At 58.6% G+C, this 17,506-nt stretch carries 16 protein-coding genes and 1 tRNA gene; 16 read left to right on the top strand and 1 reads right to left on the bottom strand.

Going from position 1 to position 17,506, the window contains the following annotated elements; all coding sequences use genetic code 11:
- The 9 genes from ruvA to NBH12_RS05890 all read left to right on the top strand — a co-directional run bounded on the left by ruvA (position 1) and on the right by NBH12_RS05890 (position 8,478).
- The gene (gene ruvA / locus NBH12_RS05930) at positions 1–627 is read left to right on the top strand and encodes a Holliday junction branch migration protein RuvA (protein WP_003831837.1); all 627 of its coding nucleotides are present in this window, start codon (positions 1–3) and stop codon (positions 625–627) included.
- Entirely contained in the window at positions 627–1,691 is a 1,065-nt protein-coding gene (gene ruvB / locus NBH12_RS05925; RefSeq protein WP_003831836.1) for a Holliday junction branch migration DNA helicase RuvB, read from the top strand. The genes ruvA and ruvB overlap by 1 nt, the downstream gene beginning before the upstream one ends.
- A 64-nt stretch (positions 1,692–1,755) precedes the next feature.
- The gene (locus NBH12_RS05920) at positions 1,756–2,202 is read left to right on the top strand and encodes a preprotein translocase subunit YajC (protein ID WP_019728116.1); all 447 of its coding nucleotides are present in this window, start codon (positions 1,756–1,758) and stop codon (positions 2,200–2,202) included.
- Positions 2,203–2,252: 50 nt separating this feature from the next.
- Positions 2,253–2,834, top strand: a complete 582-nt coding sequence (locus tag NBH12_RS05915) for an adenine phosphoribosyltransferase (RefSeq protein ID WP_052786980.1) — start codon at positions 2,253–2,255, stop codon at positions 2,832–2,834.
- A gap of 84 nt (positions 2,835–2,918) precedes the next feature.
- Positions 2,919–4,121, top strand: a complete 1,203-nt coding sequence (sucC, locus tag NBH12_RS05910) for an ADP-forming succinate--CoA ligase subunit beta (RefSeq protein WP_250819272.1) — start codon at positions 2,919–2,921, stop codon at positions 4,119–4,121.
- Positions 4,121–5,032, top strand: coding sequence for a succinate--CoA ligase subunit alpha (gene sucD, locus NBH12_RS05905; RefSeq protein WP_003831833.1), 912 nt, complete (start codon positions 4,121–4,123; stop codon positions 5,030–5,032). The genes sucC and sucD overlap by 1 nt, the downstream gene beginning before the upstream one ends.
- A 19-nt stretch (positions 5,033–5,051) precedes the next feature.
- On the top strand, positions 5,052–6,437 hold the full coding sequence (locus tag NBH12_RS05900; RefSeq protein WP_250819271.1) for a cell division protein PerM: 1,386 nt from the start codon (positions 5,052–5,054) through the stop codon (positions 6,435–6,437).
- Positions 6,385–8,022, top strand: coding sequence for a bifunctional phosphoribosylaminoimidazolecarboxamide formyltransferase/IMP cyclohydrolase (purH, locus tag NBH12_RS05895; RefSeq protein WP_025221699.1), 1,638 nt, complete (start codon positions 6,385–6,387; stop codon positions 8,020–8,022). The genes NBH12_RS05900 and purH overlap by 53 nt, the downstream gene beginning before the upstream one ends.
- Before the next feature lie 153 nt (positions 8,023–8,175).
- Positions 8,176–8,478: a DUF3017 domain-containing protein gene (locus NBH12_RS05890; protein WP_080684951.1), complete on the top strand. Its 303-nt coding sequence runs from the start codon at positions 8,176–8,178 to the stop codon at positions 8,476–8,478.
- On the opposite strand, the gene NBH12_RS05885 is transcribed toward NBH12_RS05890, so the two are convergent.
- Positions 8,377–9,315, bottom strand: coding sequence for an MIP/aquaporin family protein (locus NBH12_RS05885; RefSeq protein ID WP_025221700.1), 939 nt, complete (start codon positions 9,313–9,315; stop codon positions 8,377–8,379). The genes NBH12_RS05890 and NBH12_RS05885 overlap by 102 nt on opposite strands.
- A gap of 188 nt (positions 9,316–9,503) precedes the next feature.
- On the opposite strand from NBH12_RS05885, the gene NBH12_RS05880 reads away from it, so the two are divergent.
- The 7 genes from NBH12_RS05880 to NBH12_RS05850 all read left to right on the top strand — a co-directional run bounded on the left by NBH12_RS05880 (position 9,504) and on the right by NBH12_RS05850 (position 17,486).
- Positions 9,504–10,274 (top strand): pseudouridine synthase, encoded by a 771-nt coding sequence (locus tag NBH12_RS05880; protein WP_003831829.1) that lies wholly within the window; start codon positions 9,504–9,506, stop codon positions 10,272–10,274.
- Positions 10,271–12,400 (top strand): bifunctional cytidylate kinase/GTPase Der, encoded by a 2,130-nt coding sequence (gene der / locus NBH12_RS05875; protein ID WP_052786983.1) that lies wholly within the window; start codon positions 10,271–10,273, stop codon positions 12,398–12,400. Before NBH12_RS05880 ends, der begins: the two co-directional genes overlap by 4 nt.
- A 126-nt stretch (positions 12,401–12,526) precedes the next feature.
- Positions 12,527–12,600 (top strand) — tRNA-Pro (locus NBH12_RS05870).
- A 62-nt stretch (positions 12,601–12,662) separates the two neighbouring features.
- Positions 12,663–13,502 (top strand): HAD family hydrolase, encoded by an 840-nt coding sequence (locus NBH12_RS05865; RefSeq protein ID WP_250819270.1) that lies wholly within the window; start codon positions 12,663–12,665, stop codon positions 13,500–13,502.
- Positions 13,503–13,599: 97 nt separating this feature from the next.
- Positions 13,600–15,102, top strand: coding sequence for a UTP--glucose-1-phosphate uridylyltransferase (locus NBH12_RS05860; RefSeq protein WP_003829373.1), 1,503 nt, complete (start codon positions 13,600–13,602; stop codon positions 15,100–15,102).
- Positions 15,103–15,242: 140 nt separating this feature from the next.
- The gene (locus NBH12_RS05855; protein WP_003829374.1) at positions 15,243–17,156 is read left to right on the top strand and encodes a helix-turn-helix transcriptional regulator; all 1,914 of its coding nucleotides are present in this window, start codon (positions 15,243–15,245) and stop codon (positions 17,154–17,156) included.
- 12 nt (positions 17,157–17,168) lie between these two features.
- On the top strand, positions 17,169–17,486 hold the full coding sequence (locus NBH12_RS05850) for a hypothetical protein (RefSeq protein WP_016462946.1): 318 nt from the start codon (positions 17,169–17,171) through the stop codon (positions 17,484–17,486).
- Positions 17,487–17,506 lie beyond the last annotated feature (20 nt).

Raw genomic sequence — 17,506 nt, 5'->3', positions numbered from 1 at the left:
ATGATCGGCATGCTGACCGGGCGGGTCGAATCGGTTGAAGCCGACACCGCATTGATTGATGTCGGGGGAGTGGGATACGAGGTACGTATGTCCGCCACCGACCTCAGCCGCCTGCACACCGGAACGGCGGCGCGCGTCTACACGTATATGAATCTTTCTCAGGATGCCGTCACGTTACATGGCTTCCTCGATCAGGCCTCCAAGAAAACGTTCCTGCAGCTCATCAAAGTATCCGGCATCGGACCAAAGGTCGCGCAGTCGCTGCTCTCCACACTGACGGCTGGCCAGCTTGCCCGGGCCATCGCCGACAACGATGCCGCCGCGCTGGCCAAGGCACCGGGATTGGGCAAAAAGGGTGCCCAGAAAATCATCCTCGAACTCAAGGGCTCCATTGACCTGAGCCAGATCGAGGGAGCTTCACCGTCAGGCGCCAAGGTTCAGGCGCAGGTGGACACCGGCATGGAGCAGGTCATTGAAGGTCTGATTTCGCTGGGCTGGCGTCAGCAGGACGCCCAGCAGGCCGTGGCTGAAGCCTGCGAGGACAACGACATACCGACACCGCTTGCCACCGACGATGTGCCGCGCGTGCTGCGCCTAGCACTCGCACTGATGGATAGGGGCCGCTGATGAGCAAGGACATGAACTACGGCACATCCAACACTGGAGCTAATGAAGAATCATTGCGCATGGTGTCTTCACAACCGATAGGCAACGAGCCGGTCAGTGATGAAGAGCTCCGCCCGCATGTGCTTGAGGGGTTCATCGGGCAGCCCCGGCTCAAGGCCCAGCTCCAGCTGTTTCTCGACGCAGCCCGCAAACGTGACGTGCCGCCGGATCACATACTGCTTGCCGGCCCTCCAGGCCTCGGTAAGACCACATTGGCCATGATTGTGGCCAATGAACTTGAAGTCCCGATTCGCGTGACCTCCGGCCCTGCTGTGCAGCACGCCGGCGACCTGGCTTCGATCTTGAGTTCGCTGGATACCGGCGAAGTGCTGTTCATCGATGAGATCCACCGTCTGCCGCGCGCAGCCGAAGAGCTGCTGTATATCGCGATGGAGGATTTTCGCGTGGATGTGATGGTGGGCAAAGGACCGGGCGCCAGCTCGATTCCACTGACTCTGCCTCGCTTCACCGTCATTGGCGCCACCACCCGCGAAGGTATGTTGCCCAGCCCGTTGCGTGCGCGCTTCGGCTTCACCGCACATCTTGACTTCTATCCGTATGAGGAGTTGGAGAAGCTTATCGAACGCTCGGCAAGCGTGCTGGGGGTCAACCTTGATGAGGGTTCCGCCCATGAACTCGCATTGCGTTCCCGCGGCACGCCGCGTATCGCCAACCGTCTGCTGCGCCGCGTGAGGGATTGGGCCATTGTGCATGACCTTATCGTCGTGCACCCAGCTGATGTCAAAGAGGCCTTGGCGCTGTACCAGATTGATTCCGAAGGCCTTGACCGGCTGGATATCGCCGTGCTGGACGCCATTGTTCGCAATTTCAACGGCGGTCCCGTCGGCTTGAACAACCTCGCGGCCATGGTGGGCGAGGAATCGGAAACCGTGGAAACCGTCTGTGAGCCGTATCTGGTGCGCGAGGGATTCATGGTGCGCACGCCTAAAGGCCGCGTGGCCACCGAGAAGGCATGGCAGCATCTGGGCATTACGCCCAAGGATGATGTCAGCAAGCTCTTCTAGACTTTTCGTGTTTGCACACCTGACGGTTCATAGCCATAACCGTTCGTTTTGAAGGAGTTTGCCCATGGATGGTTCGTCATCTTCCTACATCATGCTTGTCGTCATGATCGTCGTCTTCGGCGGCATGATGTGGTGGCAGTCCAAGAAATCCAAGCAGGCCCAGCAGGAGAAGCAGGATTTTCGTCGTAACCTGCAGCCCGGTACTGAAGTCATCACCATCGGACAGGTGATTGGCAAGGTCGTCGAAGTCGATGAACAGTACGAGGAGATCGTCATTGACTCCGAAGGCTCCAGGCTTCGCTTCGGTTTCAATGCCATCGCCCGCGAGTATGTGCGTCCTGCCTACGTGTCTGACGACGAGGTTGACGAGAACGGCAACCCACTGACCGATGAGGACGCCGAGACCCCCGCGAATGACGATGCCAGCCAGGTTCCGATTGAGGCTTCCATCGAGTCCTCTGAGGCCACGGATGCTGAGACGGACGGCGGCAACGAGACCGAGACGAAGTAAACTGTTCGATTCGGTACCCCATAAGTACGAGAAATACGAGGCGAGCACGCATGGCACAGTCTGATATCACCATCGATGCATTGGACAAGGTAGGCAAGGAGGACGCCGAATATCTGGTATCTCTAGTGCGTTCCGTGCCGGGCTTTCCCAAGGAAGGCATCATTTTCCGTGATTTCATGCCGGTGCTCGCCGACGCCAAAGGGCTGAGGATTCTGCTCAATGCGCTTGAGCAGGCCCTGCCGGTTCCACCCAGCGAGTTCGATTCCATCGCAGGCCTCGAATCCCGCGGATTCCTGTTTGGACCGGCCATGGCCGCTCATCTGGGCAAAGGATTCATCGCCGTGCGCAAAGCAGGCAAGCTGCCGCCCGAAACCATTGGCGAATCCTACGACCTCGAATATGGCACGGCAAGCGTTGAAATCGAGACCACTGCCGTTTCCAAGGGCGAACGCGTATTGATTGTGGATGATCTCATCGCCACTGGTGGCACGGCCAAAGCGGCTACCGACCTTATCGGAAAGGCCGGCGGTACTGTTGTGGGCTTCAGTTTCGTGATGCGTTTGGAAGGTCTTGACGGCCTGAGCAAGCTTGGTTCGACACCAAGTAGCTCGTTGATCTCCATGCCGGCCTAAGAATTCGCATAGTTAGTTTTTCGGGATTCGGCATGGATGCATTCGCGCATCAGGCCGATTCATTATCTAGTCAGGGAAGGATCCATGGATCTTTACGAATACCAGGCACGTCAGCTGCTTGAGGAGCAGGACATCCCCACCCCGGGTGCCATCTTTGCTCAGAACTCCCATGAAGTCGCCGAGGCTGCGGATAAGATCGGCTACCCGTGTGTTATCAAGGCGCAGGTAAAAATCGGTCACCGAGGCCAGGCCGGCGGCGTCAAGATCGCGCATAACCGCGATGAGGCCATCCTGGAATCCGAATCCATCCTGCCGATGACCATCCACGGCCATAAAGTATCCGGCGTGCTGGTGGCCGAAGCCAAGAACATCCTGCACGAATACTATGTGTCCATCTCCGTGGACCGCACCTCCCGAGACTTCGACGTGCTGGCGACCGCCAACGGCGGCACCGAAGTCGAGGAAATCGCCAAAGAACATCCCGAGTCGGTCAAGCGTCTGCACATCGATGCGCTCGACGACTTCGATCTCGAGGCTGCGACCAAGATGGCAGCGAGCATTGGTTTCTACCATGCTGATGTCGATCAGGCGGCGCAGATCCTGCTCAAGATGTGGCAGTGCTTCAAAGACAACGACGCGACACTGGTGGAAATCAATCCGCTCGCAAAAATCGGTGACCCGGATGACGAATCCACCAAGCAGCTGAGCGCGCTCGATGCCAAGATTTCCTTGGATGACAACGCGGCATTCCGCCACGACGGTTGGGCCCGTTTCGTTGATCCGATCGTTCCCGACCCGTTCGAGCAGCGCGCCCGTGAGCATGGGCTGCATTACGTGCATCTGCACGGCGAAGTCGGCGTAATCGGCAACGGTGCTGGCCTGGTCATGAGCTCCCTGGATGCCGTATCCGGCGCGGGCGAAGAGCAGGGGAGCGGCATCAAGCCTGCCAACTTCCTGGACATCGGCGGCGGCGCATCCGCGACTGTGATGGCCGAAAGCTTGGAAATCGTGCTGTCCGACCCGCAGGTCGAGTCCGTGTTCATCAACGTGTACGGCGGCATCACCTCCTGCGTGGAAGTGGCCAACGGCATTCTCGAAGCGGTCGCCAAGCTCGGCGGCTCCAAGCCCATCGTCGTCCGATTCGACGGCAATGCCGCAGCCGAAGGCCTGCACGTTCTGGCCGAAGCCAATAATCCGAATATTCACGTGTCCGAGACCATGGAGGGTGCGGCGCAGAAGGCCGCTGAACTCGCCGCTGAGTCGACCCAGTCCAAGGAGATTCGCTGATGCTGTTCGTTGAAGATAGTACCCCCGTTATCGTTCAGGGTATGACCGGTCATCAGGGCATGACCCACACCGCACGTATGCTCAAGGCCGGCACCAACATCGTCGGCGGTGTGAATCCGCGCAAGGCAGGCATGTCCGTCACGTTCCCGGCCGCCAAGAACGGCACCGACGTGGATGTGCCTGTGTTCGCCACCTGCGACGAGGCCCGTGAAGCCACTGGCGCCAAAGCCAGCGTGGTGTTCGTGCCGCCGAAGTTCGCCAAGTCCGCCGTCGTCGAAGCAATCGAGGCCGGCATCGAGCTTATCGTGGTCATCACCGAAGGCATTCCGGTAGCGGATTCCGCCTACTTTGTTGAGCTCGCCCTGCGCAAGGGCGTGCGTATTATCGGCCCGAACTGCCCCGGTCTGATCACGCTCGGCAATCCGGGCGTCAATCTGGGCATTATTCCTGATGGCATCGTTGGCCGCGGCCCGCTCGGACTGGTTTCCAAGTCCGGCACCCTGACCTACCAGCTGATGGGCGAACTGTCCGATATCGGCTTCACCGCATGCCTCGGCGCCGGTGGCGATCCCATCGTCGGCACTACACTGCTCGAAGCGCTGCAGGCTTTCGAAGCCGACCCTGACACCAAGGCCGTAATGATGATCGGCGAAATCGGCGGTTTTGCCGAACAGGATGCCGCTGCTTGGGCCAAGGAACATATGACCAAGCCGGTTGTGGCCTACATCGCCGGTTTCACCGCCCCCGAAGGCAAGCAGATGGGCCATGCCGGCGCCATCGTCTCCGGCGGCAAGGGCACCGCTCAGGACAAGAAGAACGCGCTCGAAGCGGCCGGCATTCCCGTGGGCAAGACCCCGGGCCAGGCTGCCCAGATTATGCGTGACGTACTTGCCAAGGCTTCCATCAACTGACCGGCCACAACCCATCGTGATGAAAGACAGGATTCGCCAATGGGTACGAGGTGCGGCAGCCGCCCTCGTATCCATGACCATCTATGCCATCGCCTTGGGCTGTTACATCGCACTGATGTTGCTCGTCATCTCCATGGAGGAGGGTGGCGACAATCTTACCGCTGGCACCACTAACCTGACGCAGGCCATCGTGCTGCTCAGCGAGGGATCGGGGTTCAGCACCGACTCCTTCACGCTCACCATCACACCGTTGCTGCTCACCGTGCTGCTCATATGGCTTATTGCCACTTGCATAGCACGATTCAAAGCATTCGCTGTGCATTCCTATGTTGTGGGATTGGTGGTATGGCTGGCCATCAATGCGGTATTCGCTTCATCGGTGCAGGTAAGTCTGAGTCTGGTTGACGAGCAATGGATGATATTGCTCAAGAGCGCCGCGACATTCACTGTGGCGTATCTTGGAGCCGCTCTGCCACAGTCCAGTAGGGTCAAGGCGGCAATCGCATGGATGCGCGAGCAGGTTTCCGAGCAAGTGGTCAGATGCCTGAAATCAGGCGTTATTCTGGCATTCGCCATACTCGCTATCAACCTGCTCATCGGTCTGATTACCGTCATCACATGGACCGTACGCAATCATGCCGCAATGGTATCCTTATTCGAATTGTCCGGCATGGAAAACGGATCGCGCATCCTCACCACGCTTGCCATGCTGATTTGGCTGCCGAATCTCATGCTATGGGCGATCTCTTGGTTGTTCGGAGCAGGATTCTCCATTGGCGAACTCGCCAACTTCACACTCTGGATGGGGCAGTCCAACGGTCTGCCCGCAGTACCGGCCTTCGGCATACTCCCTGAACCCATTGCCGATAATCTATGGCGCACAGTAATGCTGGAAATTCCGCTGGGCATCGCCTGTATTGCCGGCCTATTGATGATTATCCTGCCGCAGGGATTCGCCTGCCGTCCACTGAATATACGAGATGCTTCCAAGCGCGGCTCCGTATTGGCATCCCTCATTTATGCCGCTGGCTCGTTCTGCTTGAGCGCCATGCTTACCTCACTGATCGCAACGCTGCTGTTCGCCATTTCCAACGGATCATTGGGCCAGCATAGGCTCGCCCATGTCGGTGTGGATGTCATGGCCTCCACGCGTGCCGTAGGCCATCCTATGGCATGGGGACTTGCCGTGGCCTGGCTCATCGCAGTAGTTGGCACAACGCTTGTTTTTTCGATAGGCTGGATAATCGAGAGAGTCAAGTCTTCTCGCACCACGTCCCATCAAACCGTCGATCCCCGTCAGGCACGGTCTGATGTCAACGTGCAACAATCACAAGAATCCAAGGAGGAACAGGATGACAAACACGAACCGGCCGATACGTCGAGCACTGGTTTCCGTCTTTCATAAGGAAGGCATCGAAGTTCTCGCCGACGCGTTCGTGAAGGCAGGCACCGAGGTTGTGTCCACCGGTTCGACCGCCAAGAAGCTGGCCGAACTGGGAGTTCATGTCACTGAGGTGTCTGATGTCACTGGATTCCCCGAATGCCTCGATGGCCGCGTCAAGACGCTGCACCCATACATTCACGCCGGCATTCTGGCCGATATGACCAACCCTGAGCATGCCAAGCAGCTCGAGGAGTTCGGCATCAAGCCGTTCGATCTGGTGGTTGTCAACCTGTATCCGTTCGCCGATACCGTGCGCTCCGGAGCCAATGAGGCCGACACCATCGAGAAGATCGACATTGGTGGCCCGTCCATGGTGCGAGGCGCCGCCAAGAATCACGCCACCGTGGCCATCGTCACCGATCCGGCCGACTATGCGCTGGTCGCTGCCCGTGTGGCCGATGGCACCGGTTTCTCCCTGGATGAGCGCAAGTGGCTTGCAGCCAAGGCCTTCGCCCACACCGCCGCCTATGACGCCACCATCAATGAGTGGACCGCCAAGCACTGGCCGAAGCCGGCTTCCCTGGACGCCGTCGAAGTGGACAAGGACGATCAGGGCACCGAGGTCGATTCCGCCAAGTTCCCGGCCCAGTTCACCCGCACATGGGATCGTGCGCACACCCTGCGCTACGGCGAGAACTCCCACCAGCAGGCCGCTCTGTACGTGGACCCGCTCAACCAGACCGGTTTCGCCCACGCCGAGCAGCTTGGCGGCAAGCCGATGAGCTACAACAATTATGTGGATGCCGACGCCGCATGGCGTACCGTGTGGGATATGGCTCCCTCCATCGCCGTGGCTGTGGTCAAGCACAACAACCCGTGTGGTCTGGCCATCGGTGCCACTGCTGCCGAAGCCCACAAGAAGGCCCACGCCTGCGACCCGATGAGCGCCTACGGCGGCGTGATCGCCTGCAACTCCACGGTCACCCTTGAAATGGCCGAGAGCGTGCGCCCGATCTTCACCGAAGTCATCGTCGCCCCCGACTATGAGCCGGCTGCTCTTGAACTACTGCAGACCAAGAAGAAGAATCTGCGCATCCTCAAGGTGGCCGAGCCGCCGAAGGGCCACGAGGCCATCCGTCAGATTGACGGCGGTCTGCTCGTGCAGGACACCGATTTAATCAACGCCGTTGGCGATGATCCGGATGCGTGGAAGCTTGTGGCCGGTGAAGCCGCCGATGATGCCACGCTCAAGGATCTTGTGTTCGCATGGCGTGCGATTCGCTGCGTGAAGTCCAACGCCATTCTGCTGGCCCACGATCAGGCCACGGTCGGCATCGGCATGGGCCAGGTCAACCGTGTGGATTCCTGCCATCTGGCCGTCGACCGCGCCAACACACTGGCTGACGGCGCCGATCGCGCCACCGGTGCGGTTGCCGCTTCCGACGCGTTCTTCCCGTTCGCCGATGGCGCTCAGGTGCTTATCGATGCAGGCGTCAAGGCCATCGTGCAGCCCGGCGGTTCCATCCGCGATGAGGAGGTCATTGAAGCGGCCAAGCAGGCCGGCGTGACCATGTACCTCACCGGTACCCGTCACTTCTTCCACTGATCGGTACTTCTGGCTCCCGCTGGCGGGAGCTGTCTCGTGAAACGAGACTGGGGGTAGTCCACCATGAACCATCCCCAGTCAGCTCCCGCTGGCAGCTCCCGTCAGCGGGAGCCATGGTATTAAGAGAACAACACATATAAGAAAGCCGTCACAATGCACAATCATCCATATGTTTCCGAAGATCACGAGGGTAAGCCCTGGTTTGAGTGGATTGTGCTTGGCGTCGTCGTTGTCGCCACGGTGGTTGCCGCTTTCGGACACACAATGGCCGTCACAGTAATCATTGCTGTGACGGCCATCATTACCGGGCTCATTCGCTTGACATTGCGAGAGAAGAGCCCTTGGAAAGTACGCTCAGTCGCGTTCGATTCCTTCATCGGCATTGCTCTCGGCATCGGCCTGCTGATCACGTACTTCAGCTTCTATGGCCTGCTCGGCAACGCCATCTTCGGCTGAGTCCTCTGCAGCCTGCTCATCGGCATCTTCGAGATCAGCCATGTCGCCCTCGTCAGTCGGCTCAGCCTTGGGCTTGGCGGTGGTGGCCATCTGCACGATGATCATCACCAAAGCCACAACCGCAGCAGCCAGCACCGGAGCGATCCAGAACACCCACAGCTGCTGCAGCGGGTTCTGCGTCAGACCCTCATTCACGGTGGCCACGGCGATACCGGTGGAACGGGCCGGATTCAGACCGGCGCCGGTCACCGGGTAGCTGATGGCCACGGCGATGGCGTAGGCAATGCCCATCGTGGCCATGTAACAATCGGATCCTTCGCCGTTCTTGCCCATGGTGGACATGGCGGCAGCCACCACAATCAGCGAGGCAACGACTTCGACGACAATCGCCAAGGTGATGGAGAACGTGATGCCATACTGGGTGAGCAGCGAGTAAGACACGGAGCCCTTCTCGAATCCGTTGACAGCGGGGGAGAGCCAGACGGTCGAAGTCACCTGCTCGGAAGTCGGCAGCAGCTTGACCACGGCAAAACCTGCGGCGATGGCGCCGATGACCTGGGCAATCACATACAGAACGCCGTCAACCAGCTTGGTCTTGGAAGCCAATACGGCGGCCACGGTCACGGCCGGGTTGAACTGTCCGCCGGAAATGCGGGAGAAGATGGCGGTGACTACCGCGTAGGCCAGGCCAGTGGCCACAGCCATGAATACCACGTTGACGCCGTACACGGCGGAGCCCCAGGTGGAGAACGCATAAATAGCAAAGCACAGCAGGAAACTTCCGGCCAGTTCAGCGCACACGCGCAGGCCCAGCGGCTGTTGCTTGGTTTCTTCCATGATTCAATATCCTTTTCATCGATATACGAAAGGCGGCGAACCGCACAAACGTTTGCCAGTCTAGCAGTAGTCCGCCGCTGCGGTATGATATATAGGTTGGAATTGGCTGAGAAAATCGGCCAGCCAATCAAATATCACCATCAGAATTGACAGTAACGTTCAAACTGTCCGGCCACGTTGGGAGAACGATGCCAAACGCATATTCCCGCGCCAGAAGCGCGCATGATGATTCCAATGCCATTCGACTGCAGAAGCTGCTTGCTCAAGCGGGCTTCGGTTCCCGCCGCAAGTGCGAGGATATGATCACCGAAGGTCGTGTTGAGGTCGATGGCGAACTTGTTACCGAACTCGGCACCCGCGTCGACCCGCATAAGCAGCAGGTTCGCGTGGATGGTTCCCGAGTCCGGGTCAACCCAAATCACGTTACCCTGGCTCTGAACAAGCCCCGTAAGGTGCTTTCCGCCATGGATGACCCGAAAGGTCGCTACACGCTGCGCGACATTGTGGGCGACAAGTATGAACGCATTTTCCACATGGGCCGTCTGGATTACGATTCCGAAGGCCTTATTCTCATGACAAATGACGGCGAATTGTCGCAGCACGTCATGCACCCCAAGTACGAGGTGGAAAAGACTTATATCGCCACGCTGGAAGGCCGCATCTCCGGCACGGTGTGCCGCAGACTCGTGACCACCGGTGTACAGCTCGATGATGGATGGATTAAGCTCGACCACTGCGCGATCATTGATTCCTCCCGTGACTTCACCATGGTCAAAGTGGTGCTGCATTCCGGCAAGAACCGTATCGTGCGTCGTATCTTCGGTTCCATCGGCTTCCCGGTCAAGCGTCTGGTACGCACCCAAATCGGCCCGATCAAGCTTGGTGAGTTAAAGCCCGGCTCATACCGCGTGTTGTCTCAGGCCGAGGTTCGTTCGCTGTCCAAGGAGGTCGGACTGTGATTCGCGTTGCCATCGACGGCCCCGCCGGCGTGGGCAAATCATCCACGTCCAAGGCGCTGGCCAAGTACTTCAACTATGCATACCTGGATACGGGCGCAATGTACCGCGCCTGCGCGTGGTGGTGCCTGAAAAGCGGCATCGACCTTGATGCCGAGACCGTGGATGAGCGTGTCATCACCGAAACGGTGGGGGAGTTCTTCACCGGAGACCATTTCGATATTTCCGTGGATCCTGACGATCCCCGCGTGTACGCCGATGGCGAGGACATCTCCGAGGCGATTCGTTCCACTGAGGTGTCCACGCACGTGTCCAAAGTGTCGAACGTCATTCCGGTCAGGAACGTGCTCATTGCGGCGCAGCGCGCGTACATCGCACGCGAGGCGTCGCTCGATTCCTTCTCTGGTGGACTGGGTGTTGTGGCCGAGGGCCGTGACATCACCACCGTGGTGGCTCCTGATGCCGAAGTGCGTATTCTGCTGACCGCCCGTGAGGAGGTCCGTCAGGCTCGCCGCACCGGTCAGGCCGTCAAGGGCGTGGGAGCCGAGGATGTTGCCGCACGAGATAAAGCCGATTCCAAGGTCACCAGCTTCCTGAGCGCCGCCGACGGTGTGACCACCATCGACAACTCGGACATGGACTTCGAACACACACTGGATGTGATGATCAAGCTGATCGAAGATGCCATCGAGAATCAGGAATATGAGCGCTATGCCGCCAATCTCGAAGGCTACGATCTCGATGAGGGCGACGAGGATCTGATTTCCGGCCGTGGCTTTGAAGACGGAGCCCGCAAGTCCGGCCCCAAGCCGGTCGGCGTGCTGGCTATTGTCGGCCGCCCGAACGTGGGCAAGTCCTCTCTGGTCAATCGCATTCTTGGCCGCCGTGCAGCCGTGGTGGAGGACACCCCCGGCGTGACTCGTGACCGTGTGAGCTATGACGCGGAATGGGCCGGAACCGATTTCAAGCTCGTGGATACTGGCGGCTGGGAAGCCGATGTCGAAGGCATCGAATCGGCCATCGCCTCACAGGCTCAGGTCGCCGTGACCTTGGCCGATGCCGTGGTGTTCGTGGTCGATGGCCAGGTCGGTATGACCACCACCGACGAGCGTATCGTCAAGATGCTGCGCGCCTCGGGCAAGCCGGTCGTGCTGGCCGTCAACAAAATCGACGACAACGCCAGCGAATACCTTGCCGCTGAGTTCTGGAAGCTCGGTCTCGGCGAACCGTACTCCATTTCTGCCATGCACGGCAGGGGAGTGGGCGACCTGTTGGACGTGGCCCTTGGCAAGCTGAAGGAAGCGGAGAAGGCTTCCGGTTATCTCACGCCGTCCGGTCTGCGCCGCGTGGCTCTAGTGGGCCGCCCGAATGTGGGCAAGTCCTCCCTGCTGAACCAACTGGCTCGTTCGGAACGTGCCGTGGTCAACGATCTTGCCGGCACCACGCGTGACCCGGTCGATGAGATCGTCGACATCGACGGTGAAGACTGGCTGTTTATCGACACCGCTGGTATCAAACGTCGCCAGCACAAGCTCACCGGCGCGGAATACTATTCGTCCCTGCGCACGCAGGCCGCCATCGAGCGTTCCGAACTGGCATTGATTCTGTTCGACGCCTCGCAACCCATCTCCGATCAGGATTTGAAGGTCATGTCCACCGCCGTGGACGCTGGCCGTGCCATCGTGCTCGTGTTCAACAAGTGGGATGCGATGGATGAGTTCGACAAACAGCGTCTGGAACGTCTGTGGAACACCGAATTCGACCGCGTGATGTGGGCCGAGCGTGTGAACTTGTCCGCCAAGACCGGTTGGCACACCAACCGTCTGGCTCGCGCGATGAACACTGCTTTGGAATCCTGGGATCAGCGTATTCCCACCGGCAAGCTCAACGCGTTCCTCGGCAGGATTCAAGCCGCCCACCCGCACCCGCTGCGTGGCGGCAAGCAGCCGCGCATCCTGTTCGCCACGCAGGCGTCCACGCGCCCGCCGCGCTTCGTGATCTTTGCCACCGGCTTCCTTGAGCACGGTTACCGCCGTTACATCGAGCGTCAGCTGCGCGAGGAGTTCGGCTTTGAAGGCACTCCGATTCAGATCTCGGTGAATATTCGAGAGAAGAAGAAGCGCAAGTAGTGGTTATCCCTTGCGGTGTTGTCTCCGTTAACCCATGGGCGCAGCACCGCAGGACACGCAAGACGTACGATGATTTGCCAAATCGTATCCATGTGGTAAATTATCTACTCGGTGCTTTTGCACCATCGGGCCGTAGCGCAGTTTGGTAGCGCACTTGACTGGGGGTCAAGGGGTCGCGGGTTCAAATCCCGCCGGCCCGACTTTCTAAGTCCGGAATCTTAGTGATTCCGGACTTTTCCTTTTCTCTGACAAGGAGTACGCGATGTTGGCAAATTTCACCGAGGACAAGGATCTGGGCCAAATCAGGGTCATTGCCAGTGATATGGACTGCACGTTGTTGGCTGACGACGGCTCCATGCCACCCCACATGGATGATCTCATCCGCAAGCTCGATGCGGCAGGCATTACGTTCTGTGCGGCAAGCGGCCGCCCGAACTACACATTGGCCGAGATGTTCCCGGAAATCCAGAACCAGATGGCGCTGATGTCGGACAATGGCGCGGCTATCTACTGCCGCGGCAAGCTCATCTATGAGAGCCTCATTCCCGTTGAACAGTACCAGGAAATGATTCGTTACACGCTGGCCGACGGACGCGGATGCCCAACCGTCTGCGGCATCGAAGCCTGCTATATCCGCTCATGCGACGAACGCTACGATGATTACTTCCGTACGTTCTACAAGAAAATCGTCTACATGGACGACCTCACCGAACTTGACCGCGATGTAAACAAATACACGGTATTCTTCCCTGATAACAATTCCGAAGAGGTCTACCGCGAGACCTATCGCGATGCGTGGTCAGACCGTTACACGGTAACGAACGCCGGCAAAATGTGGATCGACATGATGAATCCCGGTGTGGATAAGGGCTCGGCGCTTGCTCGCCTGTGCGAATACCTAAGCGTGGATATCGCGGATTCCTGCGCGCTCGGCGATACCTACAACGATATTCAGATGCTTGAGGCGGCCGGTCACGGCTGCGTAGTGGCCAATGCCGAAGAGCACATGCACGCGCATGCCGACTGGCTGGCACCGAGCAACAACGATAGGGGCGTCGCCACCGTGATTGATACCATTCTGCAAGCCCAGAAAGCCGCCTAATTCACGGATTATTCACTGGTGAACACGCACCTTGTGTACTGTCCTGAGCCATACGGGGTTACACTTGTTCCTTGGAATATGACGAAAGGGACCTGAATTGACCGAACTGAACAATGAAGCCCAGCTCAGCGTAAATGATGATGCCACCGCCGAGAACACCGCGGAAGCCCACATCGAAGAGGTTTTCTCACATTCCGCCGCCAAGATGCGCGAGAAAGGCATGAGCGAAACCGCCATCAATCAATTCCATCATCTCTATAGCGTATGGCAGCACGAAGAGGCATCAAACTGGATCCGAGAGGACGATGTGGAGCCGCTTGAGCAGGTTCCCAGCTTCCGCGATGTTTACGAGACCATCAATCACGACAAGGCCGTGGACGCGTTTGCAAAAACCGCGTTCCTCAAGCTTAACGGCGGTCTCGGCACCTCCATGGGTCTGGAATGCGCCAAGTCCCTGCTGCCTGTGCGCCGCCACAAGGCCAGGCAAATGCGCTTCATCGACATCATCATCGGTCAGGTGCTGACCGCCCGTACCCGTCTGAACGTCGAGCTGCCGCTGACCTTCATGAACTCCTTCCGCACTTCGGCTGACACCGTGAAGGTGCTCAAGCACAACCGCAAGTTCACGCAGCACGAAATCCCGATGGAAATCATCCAGCATCAGGAGCCAAAGCTGGTCGCCGCCACCGGCGAGCCCGTCAGCTTCCCGGAAAACCCGGATTTGGAATGGTGCCCGCCGGGTCACGGTGACCTATTCTCCACCATCTGGGAATCCGGTCTGCTCGATGTGCTCGAAGAGCATGGCTTTAAGTACCTGTTCATCTCCAATTCCGATAATCTCGGTGCTCGCCCCTCCCGCACGCTGGCCCAGCATTTCGAGAACACCGGCGCACCGTTCATGGCGGAGGTCGCCACCCGCACCAAGGCCGACCGCAAGGGCGGCCACATCGTGCGGGACAAGTCCACCGGTCGACTGATGCTGCGCGAGATGAGCCAGGTGCATCCTGACGATAAGGCAGCGGCTCAGGACATCAAGAAGCACCCGTACTTCAATACGAACTCCATCTGGATTCGCATTGACGCACTCAAGGCCAAGCTCGCTGAATACAATGGAGTGCTGCCGTTGCCGGTGATTCGCAACAAGAAGACCGTTAATCCCACCAACCCGGATACCGAGCAGGTCATTCAGCTCGAAACCGCGATGGGCGCGGCCATCGCCCTGTTCAATGGTGCCATCTGCGTGCAGGTGGATCGTATGCGCTTTCTTCCGGTGAAGACCACCAACGATCTGTTCATCATGCGTTCCGATCGCTTCCATCTGACGGACAACTACGAAATGGAAGACGGCAACTACGTCTTCCCGAATGTGGAACTTGATCCGCGCTATTACAAGAACATCCATGACTTCGACGAACGCTTCCCATACGCCGTGCCATCATTGGCCGCAGCCAACTCGGTAACCATCCAAGGCGACTGGACGTTCGGCCGTGATGTGACCATGTTCGCTGATGCCAAACTCGACGATCAGGGCGAGCCGCGCTACGTGCCGAATGGCGCATACGTAGGCCCGCAAGGCATTGAACCGGACGATTGGGTCTGATTTCAGCAAGCATCTTGGAAGAAAAACGACGTTATTTTCGTGAAATGGTGTGCAGTCGCGGAAAAAGCCTCTAAGATGGAGGGAGTATGAGACAAACTCATGCACACTTATAACGAAACAGTAACTACACGTGAGGACTAATGGCAGAGGGCACAAGCGGACGTCGTCGTTTTTCCGATAAATGGGGCAAGCACGAGCTGGATGTACTGGCCGTACTCTCATCCGCATTCCCGCAATGGCTTACTTCCCGCCAAATCGCACAGCGAGTCAAGGCTTACGCCGATTCCTATGGGGAGCTGGCCGATCAGGCAGCTAAGGCGGCATTCGCCAAGCAATTCCAACGCGATCGCGCCAAGCTCGCCGCCATGGGCATTGCCATCGAATCGCGCCAGCCTGAATATTCCTCCAAGTCCGAAGGTCAGGATTTCGCCTCGTACCGCCTGCAATTGGGCGATGAACCTCGCATCCGTCTGATGTTCGAAGCCGAAGATATGCCGGTATTGGCCGCCGCCAACTATCTGGCCCGTTCCATGTCTATCTCCTCCGAGCCCGATCAGGCTCAGGTTGCGGCACGTACTTCACGCACCACACCTCGCGTGCCTCAGACCCCGATTCCGGGTCTTGGTCTCGATTCCATCGCCCCAGGCCTCGGCACCCAGCATATTCCGGACACCTTGGTCAAGGTCATTGATTCGCGTCGATTCGCTGCGACCATCGATGTGGACGGCGAACACCTGAACGTGGCATACACCGATTCCGATGATCTGGCCATGTTCGTACTCGAACACCCAGGTGCCACCATCGTCAGCCCGCAGGAAGCCGTGGATGCCTATCATCGTCGTCTGCACGCAGCCAGTCAGTTCACGCTTGCCGACGAGTCCGCAAGCCCGGTCAGCGCTTCGGTGGTCTCTCCCGCAATCAGCCGTGACATCAGCGAACCGGGTGACCCCGAATCCATCAAGGCCCAGAACAAGAAAAACGGTTCCGCATTCCAGACCGGCAGCGAGGTCGACCGTCGACTGCGTCTGATGCTGTTCCTGTCCGCCCATCTTGGCGAAGAGTTCTCCATGGGGGAGCTGGCCGAACGCTTTATCGGCAAGCCGAAGAACGACGATGAACTCAAGAAGTTCGTCAACATCATTCATAAGGACATCAACACACTGACCACGGTGTCCGATGATGGGGAGATGGCCGGCAGCCAGTTCTTCGACATCGACTGGCCACTGTTGGATGCCGAAGGCATCGTGTCCGCCACCAACTCGCTGGGTCTTGAGCGTCTTGCCGGTATCTCACCGCAGTACCTGAGCATGCTCACCGCATCGGTGAGCTATCTGGCACATTCCCCGCTGCTGCCTGACAAGCAGCGCGCCCAGGCCGAAGACCTTTACGAGCGTCTGCGTCAGCATGTGAGCCCCGGCCAGACCCCGTGGCTGAGCCTTACCGGTTATGAGCTTGAACCGCGCAGTTTCTCCGTGGTCAAGCGCGCTATCAACACCGACTCGCTGCTGGATATGGAATACACCGACGGCACCGGACGCACCCGCCGCAAGCTGGTGGCTCCCTCCAAGATTTTCATCGACGAGGGTGTCTATTACGCGGCTGTCTACACCGATGTCGGTTCCGCGGCGCCCAAGGACAAGAAGGCCTACGTCTCCAAAGACAAGACCATCGACAAGGCCAACGGCAAACCCCGCACCTGGCAGGTGCTGCGTCTAGCACGCATCGAAAAGGCCGAACTGGTCAAGCCGACCAAGAAAATTGACGTACCGAACATGCCGGTCAGCGAGCTGCGCAAGTGGAGCTTTGACAACGGCACCGAAGCGGTGTTCATCACCGATCAGCGTGAGTTGCCGTTCATCAAGACCCTTTCCGGTGCCACCGTGGAGCAGTGCGGTGCGGGGGAGAAGGTGCATCTGACTGTGTCCTCCGATTCCTGGTTCGTGGCATTCTGTATCGCCCATGCGCGCCACATCACCGCAGTCGCCCCCGAAACGCTGCGCACGATGATTATCGCCCGTGCCGAGCGAGAGCTCAGCATCAGCGAAAACAAGTAAGGAGCAGACGTCATGCCTTGGTGGATATGGCCGATTCTGGTTCTGTTCATGTTGGCCATGATCGCGGCCGGACTAGTATACGCGGGACTACATGGATTCCATGCCGTGCAGGATATCGCGGAGATTGGCGGCAGACTTGGCGAGCGCGTCTCCAAAATGGGGGAGCCCGGCGATTCCACAGAGGAGAGCGAACCGCCGCTGTTCACGCAGCCGCTGAATGTGGCGCAGGAACGCTATGTCGACGCCCATGCAGAAGTGATACAGCGCAAGAACGTCACTCACAAACGCCATATCGCGGCTTGGAACAGGTGGAAGCAGTTCAACAAGTAGACGACTAGTCGGAAAGCATC

The sequence above is a fragment of the Bifidobacterium sp. M3-N-101 genome, from assembly GCF_023656805.1.
GTDB lineage: Bacteria > Actinomycetota > Actinomycetes > Actinomycetales > Bifidobacteriaceae > Bifidobacterium > Bifidobacterium breve.
The sequence above is the reverse complement of the archived record's forward strand: the minus strand, read 5'-3'. Positions and strand labels throughout refer to the sequence as shown.